19 protein-coding genes, 1 pseudogene and 1 riboswitch are annotated in these 24,278 nt (G+C 33.5%); of the genes and pseudogenes, 5 read left to right on the top strand and 15 right to left on the bottom strand.

Going from position 1 to position 24,278, the window contains the following annotated elements; all coding sequences use genetic code 11:
* Positions 1-1,200 precede the first annotated feature (1,200 nt).
* Positions 1,201-1,836 carry an aquaporin gene (locus GFJ36_RS08585; protein ID WP_481747064.1) on the bottom strand — a complete coding sequence of 212 codons (636 nt, stop codon included), beginning with the start codon at positions 1,834-1,836 and terminating at the stop codon, positions 1,201-1,203.
* Positions 1,837-2,534: 698 nt separating this feature from the next.
* Complete coding sequence (locus tag GFJ36_RS29955) at positions 2,535-2,669, bottom strand: hypothetical protein (RefSeq protein ID WP_255288423.1); 135 nt, start codon at positions 2,667-2,669, stop codon at positions 2,535-2,537.
* Positions 2,670-3,918: 1,249 nt separating this feature from the next.
* On the opposite strand from GFJ36_RS29955, the gene GFJ36_RS08580 reads away from it, so the two are divergent.
* Positions 3,919-4,446, top strand: coding sequence for a hypothetical protein (locus GFJ36_RS08580; protein WP_088063012.1), 528 nt, complete (start codon positions 3,919-3,921; stop codon positions 4,444-4,446).
* Positions 4,447-4,947: 501 nt separating this feature from the next.
* Here the strand turns inward: GFJ36_RS08580 and nheC are convergent.
* From nheC to GFJ36_RS08560, 4 genes are all read right to left on the bottom strand, one after another.
* On the bottom strand, positions 4,948-6,027 hold the full coding sequence (nheC, locus tag GFJ36_RS08575; RefSeq protein WP_061673168.1) for a non-hemolytic enterotoxin NHE subunit C: 1,080 nt from the start codon (positions 6,025-6,027) through the stop codon (positions 4,948-4,950).
* 107 nt (positions 6,028-6,134) lie between these two features.
* A complete protein-coding gene (gene nheB / locus GFJ36_RS08570; RefSeq protein WP_087982994.1) occupies positions 6,135-7,343 on the bottom strand; it encodes a non-hemolytic enterotoxin NHE subunit B in 1,209 nt (402 codons plus the stop codon).
* Between the two features lie 31 nt (positions 7,344-7,374).
* Entirely contained in the window at positions 7,375-8,535 is a 1,161-nt protein-coding gene (nheA, locus tag GFJ36_RS08565) for a non-hemolytic enterotoxin NHE subunit A (RefSeq protein WP_046959101.1), read from the bottom strand.
* 593 nt (positions 8,536-9,128) lie between these two features.
* Positions 9,129-10,955 carry an APC family permease gene (locus GFJ36_RS08560; protein WP_088082839.1) on the bottom strand — a complete coding sequence of 609 codons (1,827 nt, stop codon included), beginning with the start codon at positions 10,953-10,955 and terminating at the stop codon, positions 9,129-9,131.
* Positions 10,956-11,099: 144 nt separating this feature from the next.
* A riboswitch (cyclic di-AMP (ydaO/yuaA leader) is annotated at positions 11,100-11,246 on the bottom strand.
* Between the two features lie 139 nt (positions 11,247-11,385).
* Between GFJ36_RS08560 and GFJ36_RS29950 the strand changes: the two genes are divergently transcribed.
* Entirely contained in the window at positions 11,386-11,514 is a 129-nt protein-coding gene (locus GFJ36_RS29950) for a hypothetical protein (protein ID WP_000031869.1), read from the top strand.
* 54 nt (positions 11,515-11,568) lie between these two features.
* Here the strand turns inward: GFJ36_RS29950 and panE are convergent, their stop codons facing one another.
* The gene (panE, locus tag GFJ36_RS08555) at positions 11,569-12,513 is read right to left on the bottom strand and encodes a 2-dehydropantoate 2-reductase (protein ID WP_088063009.1); all 945 of its coding nucleotides are present in this window, start codon (positions 12,511-12,513) and stop codon (positions 11,569-11,571) included.
* 175 nt (positions 12,514-12,688) lie between these two features.
* On the opposite strand from panE, the gene GFJ36_RS08550 reads away from it, so the two are divergent.
* Entirely contained in the window at positions 12,689-14,164 is a 1,476-nt protein-coding gene (locus GFJ36_RS08550) for a hypothetical protein (RefSeq protein ID WP_098230239.1), read from the top strand.
* 208 nt (positions 14,165-14,372) lie between these two features.
* Here GFJ36_RS08550 and trhO read toward each other — a convergent pair whose 3' ends face one another.
* The gene (gene trhO / locus GFJ36_RS08545; RefSeq protein ID WP_000246241.1) at positions 14,373-15,332 is read right to left on the bottom strand and encodes an oxygen-dependent tRNA uridine(34) hydroxylase TrhO; all 960 of its coding nucleotides are present in this window, start codon (positions 15,330-15,332) and stop codon (positions 14,373-14,375) included.
* Positions 15,333-15,823: 491 nt separating this feature from the next.
* Here trhO and GFJ36_RS08540 point away from each other — a divergent pair, with 491 nt between their 5' ends.
* A complete protein-coding gene (locus tag GFJ36_RS08540) occupies positions 15,824-17,119 on the top strand; it encodes an Nramp family divalent metal transporter (RefSeq protein ID WP_001030662.1) in 1,296 nt (431 codons plus the stop codon).
* Here GFJ36_RS08540 and GFJ36_RS08535 read toward each other — a convergent pair.
* The 3 genes from GFJ36_RS08535 to GFJ36_RS08525 all read right to left on the bottom strand — a co-directional run bounded on the left by GFJ36_RS08535 (position 17,076) and on the right by GFJ36_RS08525 (position 19,855).
* On the bottom strand, positions 17,076-18,017 hold the full coding sequence (locus GFJ36_RS08535; RefSeq protein ID WP_098230238.1) for a M23 family metallopeptidase: 942 nt from the start codon (positions 18,015-18,017) through the stop codon (positions 17,076-17,078). The genes GFJ36_RS08540 and GFJ36_RS08535 overlap by 44 nt on opposite strands.
* A gap of 82 nt (positions 18,018-18,099) precedes the next feature.
* Entirely contained in the window at positions 18,100-19,167 is a 1,068-nt protein-coding gene (locus tag GFJ36_RS08530; RefSeq protein WP_141542721.1) for a sensor histidine kinase, read from the bottom strand.
* On the bottom strand, positions 19,157-19,855 hold the full coding sequence (locus GFJ36_RS08525) for a response regulator transcription factor (protein WP_088063004.1): 699 nt from the start codon (positions 19,853-19,855) through the stop codon (positions 19,157-19,159). Before GFJ36_RS08525 ends, GFJ36_RS08530 begins: the two co-directional genes overlap by 11 nt.
* 142 nt (positions 19,856-19,997) lie before the next feature.
* Here GFJ36_RS08525 and GFJ36_RS08520 point away from each other — a divergent pair, with 142 nt between their 5' ends.
* Positions 19,998-20,528, top strand: coding sequence for a GNAT family N-acetyltransferase (locus GFJ36_RS08520; RefSeq protein WP_087983009.1), 531 nt, complete (start codon positions 19,998-20,000; stop codon positions 20,526-20,528).
* A 160-nt stretch (positions 20,529-20,688) separates the two neighbouring features.
* Here GFJ36_RS08520 and GFJ36_RS08515 read toward each other — a convergent pair.
* The 4 genes and pseudogenes from GFJ36_RS08515 to GFJ36_RS08500 all read right to left on the bottom strand — a co-directional run.
* Positions 20,689-21,093: pseudogene (locus tag GFJ36_RS08515) on the bottom strand (SPASM domain-containing protein); the annotation flags it as partial.
* A gap of 79 nt (positions 21,094-21,172) precedes the next feature.
* The gene (locus GFJ36_RS08510) at positions 21,173-23,218 is read right to left on the bottom strand and encodes a class I SAM-dependent methyltransferase (RefSeq protein WP_098230237.1); all 2,046 of its coding nucleotides are present in this window, start codon (positions 23,216-23,218) and stop codon (positions 21,173-21,175) included.
* Positions 23,219-23,526: 308 nt separating this feature from the next.
* Entirely contained in the window at positions 23,527-23,907 is a 381-nt protein-coding gene (locus GFJ36_RS08505; RefSeq protein ID WP_088063002.1) for a BA_1872 family lipoprotein, read from the bottom strand.
* Between the two features lie 59 nt (positions 23,908-23,966).
* Complete coding sequence (locus GFJ36_RS08500; RefSeq protein WP_087983012.1) at positions 23,967-24,176, bottom strand: hypothetical protein; 210 nt, start codon at positions 24,174-24,176, stop codon at positions 23,967-23,969.
* Positions 24,177-24,278: the final 102 nt, after the last annotated feature.

Below are 24,278 nucleotides of genomic sequence, written 5' to 3'. Positions count from 1 at the left end.
CGCTCAGGGAGACGAAAGGTTACTTTCGTCTCGGAACTTGAGAAGCTCCCACTTTAAGTTTTGCTAAGTGGCGAGTAGTTTACATCCCGCTTTTTAAATAGAAAACCCCTCAATAGTATTGAGGAGTTTTCTTAGTAAACAGTTCATAAACTAACACTTATAATCAGAAAGTATACATCTCCTATGAAAACATGGAGATACTTAAGGATTAAATCTATTATTTCATGAAAAAAACTTTAAAAATAATATAAAATTTCCTGTTACAAGCAAAAATAGGTTTCCTAAAATTTATCCTTATGTGTTAAAATGCATGTTTATATTTCAAGCATTACTATTCTCATTAATTGTATTGAACCTATTTTAAATACCTATTATTAATCTAGTCAAAAATATTTCTTAATTAGCTACAAAAAAAACAAACATACATTGGATATGTTTGTTTTTTTGTATACAAATTCTTTAGGCACATGAGACGAATACCAAAGAAAAACTTCTTATATTTATTCTATCAAAGTAATTCTTCAAAAAAATTAATGATTTTTCTCTTGATACGGAAATTTCGCATCACATTATTCTTATTTTTTAAATCATTTTTTAATAATACACAAAGGTACATCATTGATTCTAATAATAATCAATTTCGAATATCTGAGTTTTTCATATTAGCAAAAGTAAAGGAGGAAGCAAGATAGATTCTCTATTTATATTGGAAGAAACCTCTTCTGGCTAGGAATGCAGAAGAGGTTTACAATAAGGGATCTTGCTCTTGCAATTTTTAAGGAGACAACCTATTTAGTTGTCAGTTATTATTATTACACAGATCCTTTTCAATAAGTTTTCTTAAATTTCCTTATTAGAGGAAAAAATGAAAACGTTTAACAAATCCCATTAAGTTATAATATAATTGCAAAGATGGGAAAGCAATAATAGATATTATGACACGGAAAAATAACCGATACTCAATTCGAGTACCGGCTATTTTTGTATTTATATAGAAGACTCACTAAATTAATGAATTTTATTGACTCTACATATTTTCTTATATTAAATGAAAATGCCTCCAATTCCAATTGGAGGCATTTTCAAATCATGGCAAAATATAACGTTTTCTCTTACTACTTGAAGTGGATACTATTAATTATCACATCAAGCTATCTTTATCACATTATAAGACAACGTGTTTATTAAAAATAGATAATGTTATTTCTCAGTATTCAATAAAGATTTCCCCACCATAGCAGCAGCGATTCCACCTAAGGTTGGAGCAATAATGAATACCCATAATTGAGAAATAGCTTCTCCACCAGCAAATAATGCTGGTGCAAAACTACGTGCAGGATTAACAGAAGTTCCTGTTAATGAGATACCTAATAAGTGCACTAACACTAAAGTAAGACCAATTACAATTCCAGCTAAATTAGTAATCCCCTTGTTACCAGTTACAGCGATAATAACTAAAATAAAGACAAATGTTAACACGAATTCAACTATGAATGAACCCGATGCCCCTAAATTTCCAAAACTATTCTGACCTAAGTTACTTAATGTCATTCCCGATGATTTTAAAATGGTTACTAAGGTTACAGTTCCTAATAAAGCACCTAAGATTTGTGCTACTATATAATACGCAAGCTCCTTAGCCGTCATTCGTTTATTTATAAACATGGCAATAGATACCGCAGGATTAACATGGCAACCAGAAATTGTTCCAATGCTATATGCCATAGCAACAATTGATAATCCAAAGGCCATCGCAATTCCTAAAATACCGATTCCTTCCACTCCTCCACCTATTACAGCTGTTCCAGTTCCAAATAGTACCAATACATTCAGCAATTGCTTTGTTTATCATGATTTTCCTCCTTTAAATATGCATGAAACGATTTTATAGGGTTTTAAATCGTTTCATGCTAATTAAGTTCTCTTTAATAGAACTACAAATTAAAAAGCATTCACTTTTATTACAAGTGAATGCTTTTTAAAACACAGTGAATAAGATACTGAACTTGAATAAATACAATACAGTTCATAAAAAACTCAATTAAATTATAACAAACACAAAATAGTATTTTCGCTACATTTTTTCCGGTTAAGCGGTAAAATTATAACGAAAATTATTTATTTTGACTTTTTTATCCTATCGTTACCAATACCTATTCCACTAATTAATCTACATTACCTATAATAAACTTCTCATATTTAAGAATAGTAAAAAATTCATAAGTAACCTCTGGTTCTACATAGATTACTGTTTTTGTCTGATTTCCTATTTCTATTGTTACTACCGAATTTCAGTATACAACATGAACTTATAGAAACAGTAAAGGTTAATTCAAATGATAAATACAAATTTTAATTCAATTAATGTCACCTTCCGTTAACTTTCCTGAAAAGTATATAATTGGGGTTTTTGTTTTAGTTAGAAAACAAATGATTAATAAATTTTTTAAGAAGATCCGTAATACGGATCTTTTTTATTAATAAAACTAATTCAAATAAAGCTTTTGTTTAATTACCTTTCAGTGTTAGTTGTTTCATGTCCCTAACCCCATTGAACGAGATATAATTTTCTTCTTATCTGCCTGCCCCATGGTTAATGCAGCGATTTCTTCATGTACTCGTCTTCTATGGGACTGGCGACCACCTGCTTCGCAAGCACATGATCCCAATGGATACCTACTATCCACTCCAATACCGTTTTGAGTTACCCCTGTTCCGTTACACGCGTAATCGTCACCCTTTCTTATTACAACCTCGAAATTACGTTCTAATATCTAAGCTACTGAAAAAGCTAAGTTGTTATGGCGAGCAATGCTTAAATGTAGTTTGTTAAAGGTATATAACAATCATTTATCAGAAAGTCCAATCTTTTAACCTGTTGGCTGTCTTACTAAATGCACTTCTATTTTTTCAAGTACATCGATTTCTATACCGAATTCCCCATCTGCTATTTTCTAATGTACTTCCCCTATATTTTTTCGATATCCATAATGCTTGCCAACCACTTTTATTAAATCGAACAATATTTTCATTTCAATCCTTCTAACAGTCGGATTAACGTAGCATATTGAGCAAACTGTTATCATTTTTTCTTCAATCGTTCATTTTCTGATTCAATGATAGGTTTTTCTTATTCTGTGCTGTAGCAGATAGGACATGTCGGATAACCACCGTTTATTCCTTTTACACATAATTTCTTAAACGGATTTTATGATTTTTACTTTTAGTACAGACATCAGAACTCATACTGGAATTCACTTTTTTGACTAAATGTTTTATTACAGGATTCGTTTCTATTTGAATGACTTCCATTCTTGTCATCTGAAGCTTAGACCCTATTTTCTAACAATATAGTTATAACTGCAAAAGAACGTCCTTAACGTAAGATGCAACTAGACTTTCAAATTAAAAATTATTAACATACGCATCTCACATTACTTTGGATATTGCCTTCTTATAATCCAATCGTTCTATTCATTACTTTTTTACGCTTTACAAAGGAAAAATGTATAACAAAATGGATGACCTTAATTTGTTATACTTACTTTAAATATTTTATTTGAGAGATATAAAGATGAAATAATTCAGGACTTATAACTGGGTTTTAATCGTCGATAATGAACAAATCGCTTTCAAATCTTCAGAAGTGTTGGACATTAGCAAGAGGATTGTAGAGATATAATACCAGGATATTAAGAAAATCAAATTTAAGAAACCTAAGTCACTAACTAACGGTTATATTCACTTCGAATTGATTAGTAAATCGGGTACAAAAAGAACTAAATTAGAAGTAACAAGAGAAGAAAACGCCGTATTTTTCACAAGGAAGCTAAAAAGCTGGTTGAAAGTCATCTGTAAACGAAGGAGCATAATAATGAAAAAAAATTACTTACAGCATTAACTTTTAGCGCATTACTTATGGGGATGGTTGCTTGTAACCCAGATGAGAAAACTACAACTGAATCAAAGTCATCTGAACCTACATACAAAAAGGATGAAACAAAACCAAAAGGGAAATTAGCATTTCAGGATATGACTACAGATCAATATCTGCAAAACTACAACAATATTAAAGACGATTCAGTTAATCAAGGTATTCAAATACTACCTTTTAATCTTGAATATGAAGAAAGCACTGAAACTCATCGTTTTTATTACACAAAAGCTGAAGATAGTACATCAGAAGCTAAATGGGTTAGTGTGAGCCTGAGAAGAGATGATAAAACAATTAACAGTATTTTATATAATGGCGCTCCAGACCTAGACACTGTTAAAGCCATGATAAAAGCTACAGGGTTAACATGGTCAGACAAACTAGATAGAATGGTTGAAGGAAATGAATCAAATAAAGATAGCAATGAGATAGTAGTTGATGCTGTAAAAATCTCTATTTTCGGAAGTCCTACTACTATCAATGTTTCAATCGATGCACCGGCAAGCATTTAACATGGTTAATATCAATTCGGAGGAAGGCACCTTAGGGTATCTTTTTTCCCTATTCTGCTGCAAATGATTAGGGTATTACACTAATAATAAAAAAGAGCTATAAAATATATTATTTTTATACAAAAATAATATATTTTATAAGATTGAAAACAATTTACTTATTTCAACTTCTACCTTTACTTTGTTTAATAATTACTCTTTAATTTACTTGGAGAATACCATTTTAATTCAAAAAATGATCTCGTTACATTCTTTAAGACCATTGAAACTTTCTTAACATGGTTAAAAATGAGGGGATCGGCTTAAAAATGGACTTAGCGTTGTAAATCCCCATTTTTCTGATGGTACCCCATCAGAAATTCATCTATGTTATTAGTATCAATTTGTCTAAATGTTATTAATAACATAGATAAAAAACACAGAAAATTTATATATCAAATTACAAGTCCAACTCTCACAAAAAACAGGATAAAAAAATAAACAGCGGAACTAGTCCACTGTTTACTTCGCCACGCCTTCATGTAATTTTTCTGTATAATCTTTTACATCTTTCCAGCTATCTTTCGCTGTATGTAAATCTTCTTTTATGAAGGTAAATTCTTCAGGGCTGATTCCTTTTACGTTTTGCAGTAAATTATTATACTTTGCCCCTACTGTATACCATTGATTTGATATATTTTGCAATGCTGTAATTGCTGCATCAATTGTTTCAGTCATATTTGTTGTTTTATTTTTTACATCTGTCAATATTGCCACTTCAGCTTGTGCGCCAGAAATTCTATCTTTTAAATTGGAGATTTCTCTTTCTGCATTTGCGATATCTTTTTTCGCAATCGCAATCATCGGTCCGCCAGCAAGACATGTTATTAGTGCTACGCAAAGTACGCCACCAGCAATGACCATATCATTACTCTTTTTGATTGAATCGTTATATGTATTTATTTGTTGCTCTAGAGCCGGAATGCCAGCATTCGTACTTGCTAAAATTGCTGTTAATTGATTTGTATCCTCTTTAAAACTATTTGTGTCTTTCGCCATTCTATCGCGAAAAGCTTTCAAATCCCCTAATAATACATCTACCTCATTTTGATTCTTTACAATATCCGCATACAACTTTTCTAAATCCGCTTTTAATTTTCCACTATCCTTTTGTTCAATCGCTACTAGCATGCTATTATAATACGCTTGAAAAGTATTATTGTAATTAATAATATTTTGATCTGTTTTCATAATTTGAGGCTTCATATAATTTAACCAATACGCTGCGTTAATTTTTGCATCTCTTTGGTGCTGAATCATATTTCCTTTAAACTCACTATTAATGGAACTTATTTTACTCAAATCAGTCTCTTGCTGATTTTGAATTAATTTTGCATATGAATCCATTGCAAATATGCTCGATGTCGTTTGCGCCATAACATCTTGGAATCCAGCTGGCCCTAGCGAATAATTTTCCGCACTTTCTTGCAATGTTTTTACGTTTTGTTCTGCTGCAAAAGGATGTAAAGGAAATGCGTTACTCGTTGCCACTCCAGCAATCATTAACGTTAAAAGACATTTTTTATAAAATCGTTTCTGCATACTTTTCACCTATCTTCTTTATAAGGGTATAAAAAGCTCCTGCTCACAACTGAACAGGAGCTTCAAATCACTCATCAATACTTAACGCTCTAACGATTCGTATCCGATTATGCTTTTTTCGTATCTACTACTTTAATATCTTCAGCATAAATCTTTTCTGCATAGTCTTTAATGTTTTTCCAGCTATCTTTCGCAATGTTTAAATCTTCTTTAATGAAAACAAGGTCGTTTGGACTAATTGAATCTACATTTTGAAGTAAAGAATTGTATTTTGATCCCATTGTGTACCATTGGTTTGAAATGTTTTGCAACGCTGTAATTGCAGTATCAATTGTATTTGTTAAATACTCCGTTTGTGTTTTAATGTTCGTTAACCCAGCTACTTCTAATTGAGCAGTTGTAACTTGTCCTGTTATTTTTTGAATTTCAGCTTGTGCATTATCAAGTTCTTTCTTCGCTAATACGATTCCAGCTGTACCACCGCCTACAGCTGCGGCACCACCTGCAATTAATGCGACTCCTAGCGGCGTTCCTGCACCTGTAGCAATAACTACTGCACCACCGATAATTGCAATTGGTCCTAGTGCTGTTGCAACAGATGAACCGATAATAATTGCATTATATTTACTAATTGCTTCATTGTACGTTGTAATTTGATTTTGCAGAAGCGGAATTCCAGCATCTTGACTAGCTAATATAGATGTAATTTGATTTGCATCACCTTTAAAGTTTTGCGTATCGGACGTCATTTTGTTTCGGAATTTTTTTAAGTCTTCTACTAACTGATCTACTTGCGCTTTATTTTCATTAATACTACTTGATAATCTAGTTAACCCTTTCGTAAGAGTCGCTTTATCCTTCGAATCCACCGCAGCAACTAACGTATCATAGTAGTTTTGGAATTTCGTATTGTAGTTAATGATATTTTGATTCGTTGAAATAAGCTGCGGCTTTAATACATCTAACCATTGTTTCGCATTTCCTCTAGCTGTATCCTGGTGCTGAATTACTTTCCCTTTTAGAGCCGTATCAACAGAGGATACATTACCAAAGTTAACATTCCCTTGTTTAATAATTGTTAAAGCGTACAGATCCATTACTAAAGCGTTTGAACCTGTTCTTTCCATTGCATCTTTTAGGCCTTCTGGTCCTAATGAGTATTCTTCATAGTCATTATAAGCTTTTGCTACCGCATGAATTGGAGCTTGTTTCACTGTACTTTCAGCTGCATACGTATGAGCTGGCATGATATTTCCTGCTGCAAATACTGCCATAAGTGCTGATAGAGCCATTACTTTATAAGGTTTTTTTGTCATTTTTCTTCTCTCCCTATATCGTTACTTATTTTTAATGTACTTCAACGTTTGTAACGTAATCTTCAAATTGATTCGTTTGTTTATTCATTTCATCACTTACTTTTTTAATTTGATTGAAATGTTTTTGAAGTAAACTACTATCTGTATATGTGCCTTCTTCAACATTCTTTTGAATTTGGATCATATTATTGTTTAAAACTTTCCAATCCGTTAATAACGTTTCTAAAGTTGTAATTTGACGATCGATTAGTTCTGTAAAGCTACTTACTTGATCTTCAACGAATGTAATTTGTGTCGCCTCTGCTTCAGTTTGTGATAACTTTTGAATAAGTGGTAGTAGCTCTTTTTGCTTTTGCTGAATGCGAAGAGCTGCTTCTCTCGTTTGACTATCTGCAGCATTTACAATTTCATTACTTAAAGTACCGATAGAAACGAAATCAATTGTTTTCGTTTGCGCAGTTTGATTTGTAATTGTAAATACTTGTTTACCGATATTAATAGAACCTTTAATAATTTCTTGAGGTCTATTCAAAATAGTCGTTAATTCCGCTTGGATTTCTCCTTGAATTCTTTTAATATCTTCTCTTAATTTCACAATATCTCCACTTGATCCTTGCAGTGTTTTTATTGCTTCATCAGCTTTAAGTGATAAGTTGCTACTATCTTTGTCTAATACCGTTTTAAATCGATTTAACTCTAATAAATCTTGCTCCATACTCTCTTGGATGCTTTGTACTTGCAATTGTAATTTTCCATATGCATTTGTAAAATCTGCTTTTGCCTGTTCATCTTCATTGACGTTTCCTGCTAGTTCATAGAGCTTACTATAATAACTATTAAATCTAGTACTATATCTCATCATCTCTTGATTTAAATCGATTAGCTTCGGATTATATTCATCAATCCACTCTCTTACATTTGCCTTTGCAAACTTTTGATGATTCGTCAAACTACTCATCGCATTCACCTTAATGTCTGGCTGCTGTAAAATCACTAGTCCATATGCTTGTATAAGCGGTGACTGTGATCCTAACATTCTAATTGAATTGGATAATGTATTTGGAGCAATTACATTTTGTGCGTATACTGTTTTCACTTCTGTTTGCCCTTCCTTAGCGTAAGCGCTTACAGGAATAAAACAACTCGTAGATACTGCTGTAACCAATAACCCTGTAATTAAAGTCTTTTTCACTTTAACTCCTCCTATGTATTAGCAACTATTACTATCGCATTTTATTATTCTATTTTCTTGCATATAGTTTGAGATGGTTAAAATAGAGAACGTTCTCACCGCGATCCATGTACGAACCACCTCTCCCAACTTTTATTGCTACAGTACTTACTTATTGTTATAAAACATTTCATATGTGATTAGTATGAATAATATTGTATAAAATTTCTATTTTATAGCCATTCTCACATTCACACAGTGAATATATTACATAAAAATATTATTCATTTTAAACTAAATAACGTACGTAAATATGAAATTCCGTTTTGTTTTCATGTAAGTTTTGTACTGTAAGGTCATTTAAACACAGCTATTTATATAACGTAAAGAAGTATTTTCATTCCCTTTATTTTCAAGCTTTCCTGTCCTTATTTCAAAATATAATCCACTTCACTTTTTCAATTGAAATATCCATATATCACAACAAAAACCTCTACTTATTCATAGATACAAAAATTATATTGATATATCTTCCAGACCCGTATGCAATTATGCATAGTGTATACACAAAAAGGATAGCTTCACTTTCGTAAAGCTATCCTTAAAAAATCTTCTTACTTTTTCAAATGATATGGAACTGTCGTAATAACAACATTTCTTTTATAGAGTAAATACGCACGAATGAGTAAACTAGACTGATTATGAAGAATGTTATGCCAACCTTTTTTCGGAATGAACTGTGGTATAACTACAGTAACTCGGTAATTTGACTCACTCGCTTTATATTGTACTGTATCAATAAACTTTGTTAGTGGCTGAATAATACTTCTATAATGAGAATGTAAGGTAACAAGCCTTACTTCAGGTTGCCACTTCTTCCATTTCTCTTCAAATTTCTTTTCCTCTTCTCTGTCAAAAGCAACATATACAGCAATAACTTGATCTGCTGAAAGAGCCTTCGCATAGTTCAATGAATTTTCTACTACATGCGTCATACCAGCTACAGGAACAACAATTACATTTCCCTCAATTGGAACAAGTGGCTCACAAGTTTTTAAACTTAATTGATCACCCACTGCATCGTAATGCTTCTTAATTCTATGGAACAAGAAGATGATGGCAGGTAAGAAAATAAGGATTGACCAAACTTGTGCGAACTTAGTTAAAAAGAACATACTCATTACAATAAAACTAATGACTGCACCAATTAAATTGACCGTTAATCTCAAAGCCCATCCTTCAGGTTTTTCACGAAGCCATTTTAATACCATCCCCGTTTGAGAGAGTGTAAACGGAATAAATACGCCTACTGCATATAACGGAATTAAATGTTCTGTTTGCCCTTGGAAAGCTACAATTAAAATAATCGAAGCAATTCCAAGTATAATAATACCGTTTGAGTAACCTAGGCGGTCTCCTCTAATCGTAAACATTCTCGGTATGAATTTGTCTTTTGCAAGGTTAACTGCTAATAGCGGGAATGCAGAATACCCTGTGTTAGCAGCAAGAATTAATATTAAAGCAGTTGTACCCTGTATAAAATAGTACATGAAATTACGTCCAAAAGTTTGTTCAGCAATTTGTGAAACAACTGTTACTTCCTTACTTGGATTAATTCCGTAATAATAAGCTAAGAAAACAATTCCTGAAAATAAAACTGCAAGTAATGCACCCATTGCGAGCAATGTTTTCGCTGCATTGTTAGGTGCAGGATCCTTAAAGTTTGGAATTGCGTTAGATATTGCCTCAACACCCGTTAAAGCAGAGCTTCCTGAAGCAAATGCTCGTAACAGTAAAAACAAACTAATTCCTGCAACTGGTGTTCCAATCGGTGAATGTAATGTCGGTGAAACTTGACCAGTTATAATATTATAAATACCTACACCAATTAATATAAATAGTGCTAAAACGAATAAATAAACAGGATATGCTAAAACGGAAGCTGATTCCGTTACCCCTCTTAAATTTAAAATAGTAATCAATATAACAAATATAATCGCAATGATTACATTATGTGCATGTAAACTAGGGAAAGCTGATGTAAGCGCATCTGTACCTGCTGATACACTTACTGCAACAGTTAAAATATAATCGACTAATAAAGATCCTCCAGCTATTAGCCCTGGATTCATCCCTAAATTTTCTTTTGATACTACGTATGCGCCCCCGCCGTGCGGATAAGCAAAAATAATTTGTCGATAAGATAAAATAAGGGCTGTCAATAATACTAATACCCCAACAGCGATAGGAATAGAATACCAATAAGCTACTGCTCCTAGGCCTGCTAGTGCGATTAATATTTGCTCTGGTCCGTATGCGACCGATGACAATGCGTCAGAAGATAAAATAGCTAACGCCTTCGTTTTATTAAGCTTTTGCTCTCCTAACTCAGTTGATTTTAACGGCCTTCCAATTAAAAACCTTTTGATTGATGAAACCACTGCTGTCCACTCTCCAATAATTTTGTACGAACTTTTCTGCTAGTTACAGCGGGTAAACGATTTCTTCAGAAAACAAAAAATGTCTACAAGCCATAACGAAATAGACTTGTAGACATTATTTTTTTTGTCGCACAAGCTCCACCTTCCTTCTCAATATAACGCTTACGAGGTTAGCTGTCGGATTCGGGCCTATGAGTAGCCCTACCTTTTTCAAGGATTCACCCCATTGGATTAAGTACTAATCCATAAGAACGGGTCCCCCGCACCATGCGGTTTCAGCGATTTAGAAAATTGAAACTGTGGATTATAATACTCCTTTATTTTCAAAATGTAAACAAAAATTTTTAAAAAGAAAAAATTTAAATGATTGCGCATAATCCGCTGGTAAATATACATAATGAATACTAAAAAATCGATAAAGGAGACTCATATGTCTAAAGAAAAGAAGCCTATTTTTTCCGATTCCTATTTAGATGCATTAGCAAATGAAATTAATCAATTATACGGTAAACGTGAACAGGAAATAAATTTGACAGATAGAACGAAAAGAAATAAATAATTTGTCATAAAAAAGAAAGCAATACACTTATATATTGCTTTCTTTTTTATTTTTTCATACATCCAATTGTATTGCTGATCTGTTAAAGGTCATTTCTTCATACACTTTCAAATTTTGATATACTGCCCCTAATAATGGTGCTTCTATAGAAAATTGTTCCGCTACATCTAGTAAGTATCCTTGTATGTGCTCGCCTTCAACGAACGAACCTTTTTCCATATCACGCTGCATCGATGACTTCATATCATACGAAATTTTATCAATTTTTTTCATATGTTCTTGGGCAATTCCATCCTTAACTGGAGCTTTCATAGATCTCATGATTTGCACACATTCTTCAAATAAGTTTTGGATAAAATCGCGTCCACCTTCACTTTCGCGAATCGGTCCTATCGCTGCACGCATTAATGTCGTCACACCCGACATTACAGTAATAAATAAATATTTATGCCACATATCTTGCATAATATTTTCACTTAAAACAAAACTAGATTTCGTACCTGCAAATGCTTTAGAAATATGCTTTATTCTCTCTGAATCTTGAGACTTCATTTCTCCAAATACAAGTCTGTTGGCAACACTCGTTTGTACAATCTCTCCTTGATCGTTTAACGTCGTCTCGATAAAGCATAAACCGCCAATTACTTTTTCCACGCCGAATTCCTTTTGTAATAGTGATAAATGAGCAATACCATTTAACAATGGAATGATGACAGTATTTTCACCTACAAACGGCTTCAAATCTTGAATCGCCTCGTTTAAGTGATACGCTTTTGTTGAAAATAAAATAACGTCAAACGGAGAAGTTCGATCTTCTTTCGTTATTAATTTCGGTTGGAAGGAAAAATCCCCGTTAACACTACGAATAACAAGTCCCCTTTCCTCTAATTGCTGTTTTCTTTTACTGCGGACAAGAAACGTAACATCTTCTCCTTTTTCGACTAATCGACCTCCAAAAAAGCCTCCGACGCCACCAGCTCCTAATACTAAAATACGCATACAACATCCCCCTTTTCAAAATACAATTTTATAACATTTAATATACATAACATTATACATGTCCCCTACTAAATAAGCTGAATTTTCATTCTTAATCGAGTATAAAACAGTGGTTATTTTCAAATAAATTTGGGTATGTTGTTTTTATAGCATATATGGAAAGGAAACAATGTAAATGGAGGCAATACAAACAATCGAGGAAAAAGATGTGACAACAGCTATATTTCAATTTATATTCCCGTTTTCTTTTAAAACTGGATATGAACAAAATATGTTCCCTTTCTTACAGAAAAATGATTTCCGTCCTTTTCGACTCGATCATCTTGAAAATGAAAATACATACTACGGAAAGTTTCAAGTTTCACATCAAAATATGGAAGCATACTATCTTTCATTTACAAATAAAATTCTATTTCCTCACTCAGAGCATCAAAAAGGATTACAACGCTATTCTAAAGACCTTAACTTAACTGGACATTTAACAACAAATTTGATTTCTGTTCCATTCAAGATTCATTCTATTGATGTAACACTTTGCCCTTATGAGCTTGGCTTCTTAACAATTCGGACAGAAGTAGAAACCGCTCCAAACATGACATTATCAGAAGCAATCGAATTCGCCGCCCGCTTCCGTGTACTTGAAACTAAAAATGATACAAACGAGACTATTTGTATTGAATGTAACGGAAAACAATACTCACAAGTGGAAAAACTTATATTCGGTGATTTATTTCATGGTGTAACAGACTTCTTTGAGAAAAAGAGATTGCGGAGCTCTTACTTTCAAACCTTTCCTTTCTTTGAAGACCAAAGAATGTATGTACAAACTTTATTATCCGTGAATAAAGAGTCAGACCTTCATATAATCGATGTATACCGAACTTCCAGTCTTTCCGGATTAACAGACGATGGCAATCCGTATATTAGCGCAAATAACATCCCTTATATTCAAGATTATTTAACAAAACATTCTTATCAAAGATGGGCTCCTAATCGCTACTTTGTTATGGAAGAACATATTTTTACATGTATAACAAATGAAGGTGAGCAAGCAATCGCTAAACTTGCTAGTCAAATGTACGGGGAGTTTTATTACGCTTTGTTATTAAATCTATTTCATAAAGTTGTTTTATTAAAAATGGCAAACGCTTATGCTGAACTTAACATTGAACAAGATACAAATGAAATAGAGAAATTAATTTATTCAATCAATTCATTTACAGCAAATTACTTCTCTTTAGAGTTAGTATCCCAATCACAGAGTGAAGATATTTTCTTCCGCTTAAGAAATCTATTTAACATTGAAGTACTATACTCGAATGCAAAACAAAATCTTGATAGTTTGTTTAAATATCAAGAAAATGTCGCTTCTAAAAAAGATAGCCTTTTACTATTAATTTTAACGCTCTACTCTGTAGTAGGCCAAATGTTAGGGTTTACTATGATTGATCTTTTAAGAAACACCGATTCAAACAAAATCTCGTCTCCACTTGAATTTTTCGCGCTTTTAATAGCAATTAGCGGCATAGTCATTTCACTTATTTTAGGTGCGCAAAGTTTATACCAATGGAGTCTACAACATAAACGAAGAAAATCATGGATAAAACAAACTGTACTTTCTGCTGTTAAAGAGAAAGATGATAGGAAGTAAAGAAAGTTATTTTCAAATTACAAATATGTGGTACGCTTCAGTAAATGAAATTTTTATCAGCGATTTTTCGAATATATCGGCGCAACTCAAATTATATCAGCGATTTTTAAGATATATCGACTTACCGACAAAAACTGATAAAAAACACATAGTAAAAAAAGTACTCCAAAATAAAATTTGGAGTACTTTTTTATTACAATAATTTAGCTTACTTCCCTGCTTCGATTTTCTCTAATGCAGCAGCTACTTGCTCTTCAGTTAATTCGTGTTGAACGATATAACGATTACGTGGGTGTACACGACATTCATGAGAACATGCACGTAAATGTTTCGCTTCGTTTTCTTCAGAACATAAAATTTTCTTATTACATTCTGGATTTGCACAGTTTACATAGCGCTCACAAGGTTCACCTGTAAAGTGGTCTTTACCAACGATAACATGCTCTTTTTGGTTTACTGGTACAGAGATACGCTCATCGAACACGTAACATTGTCCATCCCAAAGCTCACCTTGTACTTCTGGGTCTTTTCCGTACGTTACAATACCGCCGTGAAGCTGACCTACATCTTCGTAACCTTCACGAACTAACCAACCAGAAAACTTCTCACAACGAATTCCGCCTGTACAGTATGTTAAAATCTTTTTACCTTCAAGTGTTTCTTTGTTTTCTCTAATCCAATCTGGCAACTCACGGAATGATTCAATATCCGGTTTAATCGCACCTTTAAAGTGACCTAGATCAAACTCATAATCATTTCGTGCATCAATGATAACTGTATCTTCTTGTTTCATTGCCTCATAGAATTCTGTTGGCTCTAAATATTTACCAGTTATTTCTTTCGGATTAATGTCGTCTTCTAGACGAAGTGTAACTAACTCTGGACGAGGGCGTACGTGCATTTTCTTAAATGCATGTTCATCTGCCTCATCAATTTTAAAAACGATTCCAGCAAAACGTGGATCATTGTTCATTGCTTCCATGTATTTCTCTGTTTGCTCAACAGTTCCAGAACAAGTTCCGTTAATTCCTTCTGTTGCTACAAGAATTCTTCCTTTTAACTCAAGTGATTTACAAAATTCTAAATGCTGTTCAGCAAATTCTTCTGGATTTTCAATTGTTGTGTACATGTAATATAGTAATACTCTATATGGTTTTGTAGTTGCCAATTTATTTCTACCACCTATCTAAATTTTAAAATCATGTATAAGTTAACGTTCATATCAAAACATATATAATAAGAAAATACATACTAAATTGTACTTAGCCTATTTTCTTCTATTTACAATTTTTTCTATAAGTTAACGAAAATAAAAACAAGATTACATCACAAAACACTATGGTTATGTTGTAATCCCAATATATTATATATCATACAATTTCATTTCCATCAATTAATATGCTGTAATATAGGCTCTATGTTCACATAAATTTCAAAATTAGCCCTTTAATTCATTATGTTTCCCCATGTAATCACACCATAAACTCCCATTTTTTTATAACACAACACCATCCATTGCAGCAAGGCATATAATTTGCACTAAGGAAACATTTGTGTTCAAATAAAAATATCATCTGATACATTTAAATGTATTGAAATAAACAATAAGAATACTTACAATAATTTCATCAAGTTAACATTTCAAAGGGGAAAACTACTATGAATAAAGATATATCAAAAGATGAACAAGTCCCTTCTCAAAGTACAACTGTTCAATCAGCACACTTAGCTTTAAGTGGAGAAACGAAAGGGTGGAAAAGACTGTTACCGTTTTTAGGACCCGCTTTTATCGCATCCGTAGCTTATATTGACCCTGGTAACTTTGCTACAAATATCGCAGCTGGTTCACAATATGGATATTTACTATTATGGGTTATATTCGCGTCTAACTTAATGGCAGTATTAATTCAAACTTTATCAGCTAAATTAGGAATTGCTACGGGAAATAATTTACCTGAAATTGCTCGCGAACACTTTCCAAAACCTGTGTCTATTGGCTTATGGATTCAAGGTGAACTCGTTATTATGGCTACAGATTTAGCGGAATTTATCGGGGCAGCACTCGGATTGTATTTATTATTTGGAATTCCGATGTTACCAGCTGCTTTAATTACAGCAGTCGGATCATTTATTATTCTTGAGTTTCAACGCAGAGGATTTCGCCCACTAGAAGCTATTATTACAGGGATGATTTTTATCGTAGTAATAGCATTTGGGATTCAAGTTTTTTATGCAAAACCAGAATTAAGTCCCCTTCTTTCAGGACTATTTATTCCAAAATTCCAAGGTGTAGACAGTATATTACTTGCAGCAGGGATATTAGGTGCGACAGTTATGCCACATGCAATCTATTTACATTCTGCATTGACACAACGCCGCGTGGTCGGAACAACTGATGAACAAAAGAAAAAAATTTTCCGTTTCGAGTTTATTGATATCATTATCGCAATGGTTATCGCTGGAGCAATTAATGCAAGTATGTTAATTGTTGCGGCTGCACTATTCTTTAAAAACGGCTTACATGTCGAAGATCTCGATGTTGCTTTTAACCAGTTCAGTACTTTAGTCGGCCCTGTATCAGCTGCTTTATTTGGAATTGGGCTCTTATCAGCAGGACTATCTAGCTCGTCTGTCGGTACAATGTCAGGTGATATTATTATGCAAGGTTTCATTCGAATGCATATTCCGTTATATTTACGACGTTTCATTACAATGATTCCACCATTAGTTATTATCGCTTTAGGTGTAAATCCAACTTACGCACTAGTCATGAGCCAAGTCGTCTTATCATTCGGTATTGCTTTTGCATTAGTGCCACTTATTATGTTTACAAGCAATAAAAAAATTATGGGTGCGCTCGTTAATCACCGCATAACAACCTTTATCGCTTGGATCATCGCTGCACTTGTTATCATTTTAAATATTTTCTTACTTTATCAAACATTTGTAGGGTAATGAGAAAAGGTATTCCAATAAAACTGGAATACCTTTTTTCATTACCACTTATGTATGTACCTCTTTCTGGCATTATCGTACCTTTTTCAGTTCGAAAGTAAAGTGGTAATCCTTCCGAAAGAAATATGCTCACCTTGGATGGATCCTGCCTTTGATGATGAATATGTAAATGCGGCTCACTTGAACTTCCTGAGTTACCAACTTGAGCAAGTACATCTCCTTCATTTACATGTTGGCCTTCCCTCACTTTAATTGATCCTTTTTTTAAATGGGCAAGAATCAAAAATGTCCCTGATTCATCTAGTTGCAAATAAATATGATTCCCCGCCATTGACTCAAAATTATCCTCTCCCGGAACTACATCTTTTTCATCATTATTGATGGATACAACTGTTCCAGAAGCTGGTGCCATTACTTTCGCTCCATATATTCCATAATCTCCTAACTTACGACTTTTCACTTCAGCAGGCGGAATGAGAATATCATATGCCCACCTTTCATTTGGTTTTATAACGTGATAGTTTGTTTCTAACCGATCACCGCCCCAACCTATTAATGCTCGTTCATTCAAAGGAAAACGAACGACTACCTTAGGACTCATAGAATGTACATCTGCTGGGTAAGCAAGTCCCCCTATGTTAGCAAACCACCCTAAGGGCCAAGCTCCAATTATAGAGAAAAGAACGATGAAGAGTAGCTCTCTTTCTATTCGCTGTCTGAAAATGCCTTTCCACACAAATAGTAACGTTACCCCTATCAAAATAAAGAGTGATACTATGCTAAAGACTTGTATACTCCACCAAAAAATGACTGATATAACACCTTTAGCTAAATAAACTACACTCCAACTTATAATTAAAAACGCAACTAAAATTACTAATACATACTTCTTCCACATAATGTATCCTCACTCTCATATCTTTGTTCTACATGATACGAAGTGAAAATTACGACATATAAAAGAAATACTTACGACTTTCTTACAATTCTTTATAATGCGGTAAAACGATAGTGAAAACAGTTTCTTTCTCGTTACTGCGCACAGTGATATCCCCTTTATGAAGCTCTGCTATACTTCTCGCAATTGCAAGTCCCATTCCTTTGCCACCCGTATGAGAGCTACGTGATTTTTCACCACGATAAAACTTCTCAAAAACGTAAGGAAGATTCTCATTCGGAATGCATTGTCCAAAATTTTTAATTTCTATTTCAACATTCATGTCGCTTTTAGAAACTTGAATTAAAAGCTCCTTTCCGTCTTTCCCGTACATAATACTATTACTAATTACATTTTCGAACAGCCTCACCATAAGCGCCACATCCATTTCCACATGTAACTCGTTATCACCTTTAATACGAAAGCTCATATCGGCATCATCTAGTTGTGGCACAAAATCAATCATGATTTGTTCACTGAACGCTTTCATATTTACTACACTTTTATGTAATTCAATCTCCCTATAATTTATTTGACAATAATCTAATAAATCATCTACTTGATTTTTTAATTCATAACTTTTTCGCTTTAATATACTTACATACTGTTCACATTCTTCTCTATTTGTATGAAGCTGACTTCCTAACAGGTCCGCGTAACCGATTAGAGATGTTACAGGTGTTCGTAAGTCATGAGAAATATTACTAATCATTTCAGTTTTCATTTCCTGTGATTTTTTTTCATTTTCGATAGACTCTTTTAAACTTTTAGCCATTCTATTAACATTCGCTGCCAATTCACCAATCTCGTCATTTTTTGAAATAGGTATATGTATCTCCAAATTACCATTACTTATTTCTTTCACGTTCTTATTTATTTCAGATAACCTTTTCATCATTGTTCTTGTCATGAATGCAAAGTATATTGTAGTAATAATTAAAAAAGCTATTACATATAAAAGTGAATATTTTTCTTCTAACGCAGTAACATGACTATATATATTTCCAATTACAATTTGAAACGCTATTATACTTACAGTTGCTAATAAGATGCTACATATGAATGTGATAAAAAACTTAGCTCTAATACCTTGTAATGATTTAATCTTCAATTTTATATCCGACTCCCCAAACATTCTGTATAAACTTCGGTTCTTTTGGATTCTCTTCAATTTTATTTCTTAATCTTGCGATATGAACCATTACTGTATTATTACTTTCATAGGCTCTTTCTTTCCAAACGCTTTCATATATTTCTTCAATAGTGAACACACGATTCTTTGCAGCTGCCATTAAGTACAAAATATCATATTCAGTTTTCGTAAGATTGATTGTTTCTCCATATAACATTACTGTTCTAGACACTTCATCTATTTCTAAACCCCTAATGTTTATTTTCTTTTCTATTACTTGGACAGTATTTTGATTGAAATATGTATACCTTCTTAATTGAGCCTTCACTCTCGCTATAAATTCAATTGTACTAAACGGTTTCACAATATAATCATCTGCGCCAGTACTAAATCCAATTACTTTATCTACATCCGATGATTTTGCGCTTAAGAACATAATTGGTAAACTATGTTTCTCTCTAATCCTTCTGCACAATTCTATCCCATCCATTTTTGGCATCATAATATCCAAAATAGCAAGTTGAATACTGTTATTATTTATGATTTCTAAAGCCTCTTCTCCGTTATGAGCACTTAAAACTTTAAAACCTTCTTGCATTAAATTCGCGTTAACAAATCGAACAATATCTTGATCATCATCTACAATTAAAATTGAGTTTTTCTCCATATACAAACCTCTTTTTGAAATATATTCCACAATCAATTTTATCACAAATCAAAAACATACTTTACCCTTGAATAATCTTTATTTTCAGACTAGATTATATAATAACAATACATTCTAGTTTCAAAAGAAATGGAGTGAAAGCATGTTTCCTATATTGAAAACCGACCGACTCATTTTAAGAGAACTTACCGAAGAAGATGCACCGAGTATACTACAATGCTTCTCTAATACTGACGTACTGCGCTATTATGGCCAAAAACCATTACAAGATGTTGATCAAGTGAAACAAGTCATTCATAACTTTAAACTGAGTTACAATGCAAGAAGCGGTATAAAGTGGGGAATTGAATTAAAAAACAAGAAAGAACTCATTGGTACCATCGGTTTTCACGATTGGTCTTCTGAGCATAAACGGGCCAATTTAAGTTATGCCTTTTTCCCTGAATACTGGGGAAAAGGATATGCGACTGAAGCTGTTTCTGAGGTTATATCATACGGTTTCCATACCATTCACTTAAAGCGTATTGGGGCAATTGTATTTCTTGAAAATGAAGCTTCAAATAAAGTGCTATTAAAATTAGGATTTGAAAAAGAAGGCGTTCTAAAAAATTATATGTATCAAGATGATATCCCCTATGACACGAATTTTTATTCTTTATTAAAATCGGTTTAATAGAAATTATGCGTAAAAACTCGTTTCAGCATAATAAATCAGGATAGTGGATCTTTAACGAAAGATGGGAAACCGAGTGTTATTCATTTCTTAGATCATCATACGACTGATGCGAAGTACAATAAATTATATAATTTTAAAAAGGGGCATGAGCATATTCTTACTCATATCCCTTTTTTACGCTCTTTTTCTGTTTTCGCAATGCTTTTGGAATGTATACACAGAAAGGTTCGCTTTCCATATAATCTCCCGTTATTGCATATGTTCTAGAACGAGATCCCCCACAAACATATCGAAACTCACAAACACCACATTTTCCTTTATAATTGTCAGGATTACGAAGGTTTTGAAAAACAGGGGAGTTTCGATAGATTTCAGCTAGCGATTTTGTTCTAATATTCCCGGTTTTAATCGGCAATAACCCACTTGGATATACATCTCCAATATGAGAAATAAATACAAAACCGTTTCCATCATTCACCCCTTTTGGAGCACGCCCAAGCTCATCATTTCGCCCTATATTTCCATTTATCAATACACCCTGATATTGAATTACCTGATTTTTTAATAACTGACTTGTTTCTCAGTATAAAATTAAGAGAACACGCCCTTTAGCTAAAGATTCTTAAAGTTTTTCAACATCATTACCTCTTTTCTAAAACTATAAAAAACGTACTATCCGGTAGCGCAACAGCACTCCCAGACTCATCTTTAAACTCGATTTTCTCGCTAAGATGTTGTGTATATCCATCCTGTAAATAGTTCATAGCTTGAACGATGTTTATTTTATCTCCAAAGATACCCTTTACGAAATCCTTATATTCGTTTGGCGTAAATATTCCAAACTGCTCTTGCACCTCATGAACGAAGGAATCCTCGCCCCATGTATACGTATATAAGAACTCCATTGCATCGTTAACAGGCATTTTGACTGTATCGTCTGCAAGTACCTCATACTGGATTATACGTCCCTTAAATTCACGGACATACTGCTCTAAGAACTTCATTCCGCCTGCATCTTTAAAACGAATCACACGCATTAACGTTTTATCTTCGGTCATGATGCCATCACGAATGATAATACGACCTCCTGGCTTTAACACTTCGTAAGCACTCTTTAGCCCCTTTTTAATTACTTCATGATTGAATTTCTTACCTTCATACTCGATATAAGAGAACAGCTCATGAAGAATAGAAGAATATACAATCGTATCAACCGATTCTTTTTCAAACGAGCTGCTTAAGTTGATTGCATCCCCTTTAATGACATCCCAAGAACGCCCCTCGTTCTGCTTCTTCTTTTTCAACGTATCAATCACATTTTCAGAAATATCGATACCATAGATTCGTTTGTCCTCGGTCTCTTCTTCGATCATGTCTAACATGACACCACCACCGGCTCCGACATCTACAATCGTATCTCCCCTTATATAATCAAGAATAATTCGTTTATCATCAGCCGAACTATTCATATGCTCCAGATACACTTCTTCGTTATGGAATCTATCATATGCATCCTTACGTAACCCGAAGAAATCAAACAGCAGCACATTTGCCCGAGCATGCATCATATCTATCTTTTCTGCCTCTACACAGAAAGTAATTAACGCCTCACCTACAGCGGAAAACTGAAACGACACATACGCAGTCTTCATATCTTCATCGACTTTAGCCTTAAAAGAAACATGCGTTGTATTCGGCTTCTCGTTCTCACGGTACTCCCGTAGATATTTCTCAATAACCCGCTTACGATACACGTTGTCCTTTTTCTCGCCTTTGAAATCATAGTGCAACTGCTGCATCAATTTCTCGAAATGTATATGCTGAACTTTTCTAGATCCTATCTCGTTCTTTAACATAATAAAAACTGTCCAAATATCCTCAAAACTAAGAGCATGCATAGACGGTTCTACATACCACAAATCCTTATTAGATAAAAATATTTGAACGTCTCTCTTCTCGCTTCCCATAATTATATCTTTTTCAAATACTGACTCCTTATGTTTTGGCGTGAGTCTATGTATGCGAGAAGTAAATGGCTCCATATAACCATCAAACAGGCCATCAATTGTAATCTTCACATCGTTCTTCACTTCACTCCACAAAGCTTTTGATACGCCTTCAATAATGCATTGGTTAAGATAGTATAGAATCTCCTTTAACCTAACGTCTCCGTATTCTTCTTTATATGTGTTAATTAAATCAACATGAGAGTCCAAACGAGCCTCCCCGCGTATATACTGCCCGATTAATCCATGTGTTCTAATTAAATCTCGAATAAACAAATACTCAGTAGAATTTAAGTTTGTCTCTACACGTCCAATAAACTGAATATCACTAAAAATATCAGCAGAACCCTCGTTATGTACGAATAGATTAATCCCGTTTTTCTTCCATTGCTCCCGCTGTTTTAAAGACCCTACCTTTGCAAGCTCACTATACGTTAGTACCTTTTCAATAATACGATACGCTTCTTCATCTAAAGGCAGTCCATCTAACACTTGTAGCGTACGGTGCACATAGTACAACACCGCATCTGTTTTTAATGTTTCAAGTACTTGTACATTCTCATAGTTTTGATGTATCTCCTCTGCCTCAATTAAATACTTTAACCACGTAGGGAGAGTATCGGAAAACCCTTCAATGTATTTATTTAGAATCTCAATGTTTTTCAACTTATTTACCCCCATATATAATCAATATCTGTAGTAAAGTCTGAGACACCTTCTTTAAAAAGATCATCACCCTATGTCCCCCTTTACCATCTAGAACTCTTTCAAATACAAACGCTTCAAACCCAGTCTTTTGCTCTTGTAAAAAAGAGTTATCAGGTTTGTAACACATTCTTTTATTCATCTCTTATTGTAACTTCATCAGGAATTTCGGCGGAATAAACAGTAGGACTCAGCGGATCACTTCTTACATTGATAAACATATGTTGCGATAGAATCAACCGAAAATGGAAACGGCAAGCGGGTGCACTCCACTTGCCGTTTTTTCATAGCTTAGTATGTATTTGAATTTCTTTTGCTTTCTCTTTTTCACCCTTCACTCGTACAATTAAATCATATGATCCGGATTTTGGCGCTTCAAAAGAAAGCAGACCTTCTTTTTGAGAAGTAACTTCTTCTTCATAAATAACCTTATCATCTTTTGTAACTTGCAATAAAATTGTACCTTCCTCAACGGCTGCTTCATAAGGAATTTCCACTTTTCCTTTTTCAGCTTTAACCGTTTGCACATCGTAATACCCTTGCAACGAACCAATTTTTAAAGTCGTTTCGCCATTTTTTTGAACCTTTGTGACTTGTGTTGCTGTATTGCATGCACTTAACAATACAACAAGAGTGAGAACCATAAATAAACGTAGTAATTTCATAAAAATTCTCCTTTTTTATGTACATGAATTAAAATTCTAACTCTAAATTTTGTCCCATCTTATTTCCCACCTCTTAAAATAGCTTTTTTTACAATAAAATACATAATAGAGAATAGTAAACAAGCTCCCATTGTACCAAAAACTACAATTGAAATTTTACCTGCTAATGTTTCATTTGGATCTAATGCATTAGGTAAGATTGTGCCAAAAATTGCAATACAGGCTAATACAACCATAAAATATTTAAATCTTTTTACTTTCTTATTCATACTAATTATCCCCTTTATTCCTTAAACCAAATCCCCATAAACCTACACCAGGACCTAATAGTACATGGAATTTGACTCTACTTTTTCTAGCTTCAAAGAATC

This window comes from Bacillus sp. EE-W1, from assembly GCF_009760835.1.
Lineage (GTDB): Bacteria > Bacillota > Bacilli > Bacillales > Bacillaceae_G > Bacillus_A > Bacillus_A wiedmannii.
Note: the sequence above shows the minus strand (reverse complement) of the source record. Positions and strands in the feature narration are given on the sequence as shown.

Coding starts and splice junctions, on each gene's coding strand:
- GFJ36_RS08505 (WP_088063002.1), bottom strand. CDS start 23,907: ATGAAATTACTACGTTTATTTATGGTTCTCACTCTTGTTGTATTGTTA.
- GFJ36_RS08535 (WP_098230238.1), bottom strand. CDS start 18,017: ATGTGGAAGAAGTATGTATTAGTAATTTTAGTTGCGTTTTTAATTATA.
- GFJ36_RS08580 (WP_088063012.1), top strand. CDS start 3,919: ATGGGGATGGTTGCTTGTAACCCAGATGAGAAAACTACAACTGAATCA.
- GFJ36_RS08510 (WP_098230237.1), bottom strand. CDS start 23,218: ATGGGGGTAAATAAGTTGAAAAACATTGAGATTCTAAATAAATACATT.
- nheC (WP_061673168.1), bottom strand. CDS start 6,027: ATGCAGAAACGATTTTATAAAAAATGTCTTTTAACGTTAATGATTGCT.
- GFJ36_RS08540 (WP_001030662.1), top strand. CDS start 15,824: ATGAATAAAGATATATCAAAAGATGAACAAGTCCCTTCTCAAAGTACA.
- GFJ36_RS08525 (WP_088063004.1), bottom strand. CDS start 19,855: ATGGAGAAAAACTCAATTTTAATTGTAGATGATGATCAAGATATTGTT.
- panE (WP_088063009.1), bottom strand. CDS start 12,513: ATGCGTATTTTAGTATTAGGAGCTGGTGGCGTCGGAGGCTTTTTTGGA.
- nheB (WP_087982994.1), bottom strand. CDS start 7,343: ATGACAAAAAAACCTTATAAAGTAATGGCTCTATCAGCACTTATGGCA.
- GFJ36_RS29950 (WP_000031869.1), top strand. CDS start 11,386: ATGTCTAAAGAAAAGAAGCCTATTTTTTCCGATTCCTATTTAGATGCA.
- GFJ36_RS08500 (WP_087983012.1), bottom strand. CDS start 24,176: ATGAATAAGAAAGTAAAAAGATTTAAATATTTTATGGTTGTATTAGCC.
- GFJ36_RS08550 (WP_098230239.1), top strand. CDS start 12,689: ATGGAGGCAATACAAACAATCGAGGAAAAAGATGTGACAACAGCTATA.
- GFJ36_RS08520 (WP_087983009.1), top strand. CDS start 19,998: ATGTTTCCTATATTGAAAACCGACCGACTCATTTTAAGAGAACTTACC.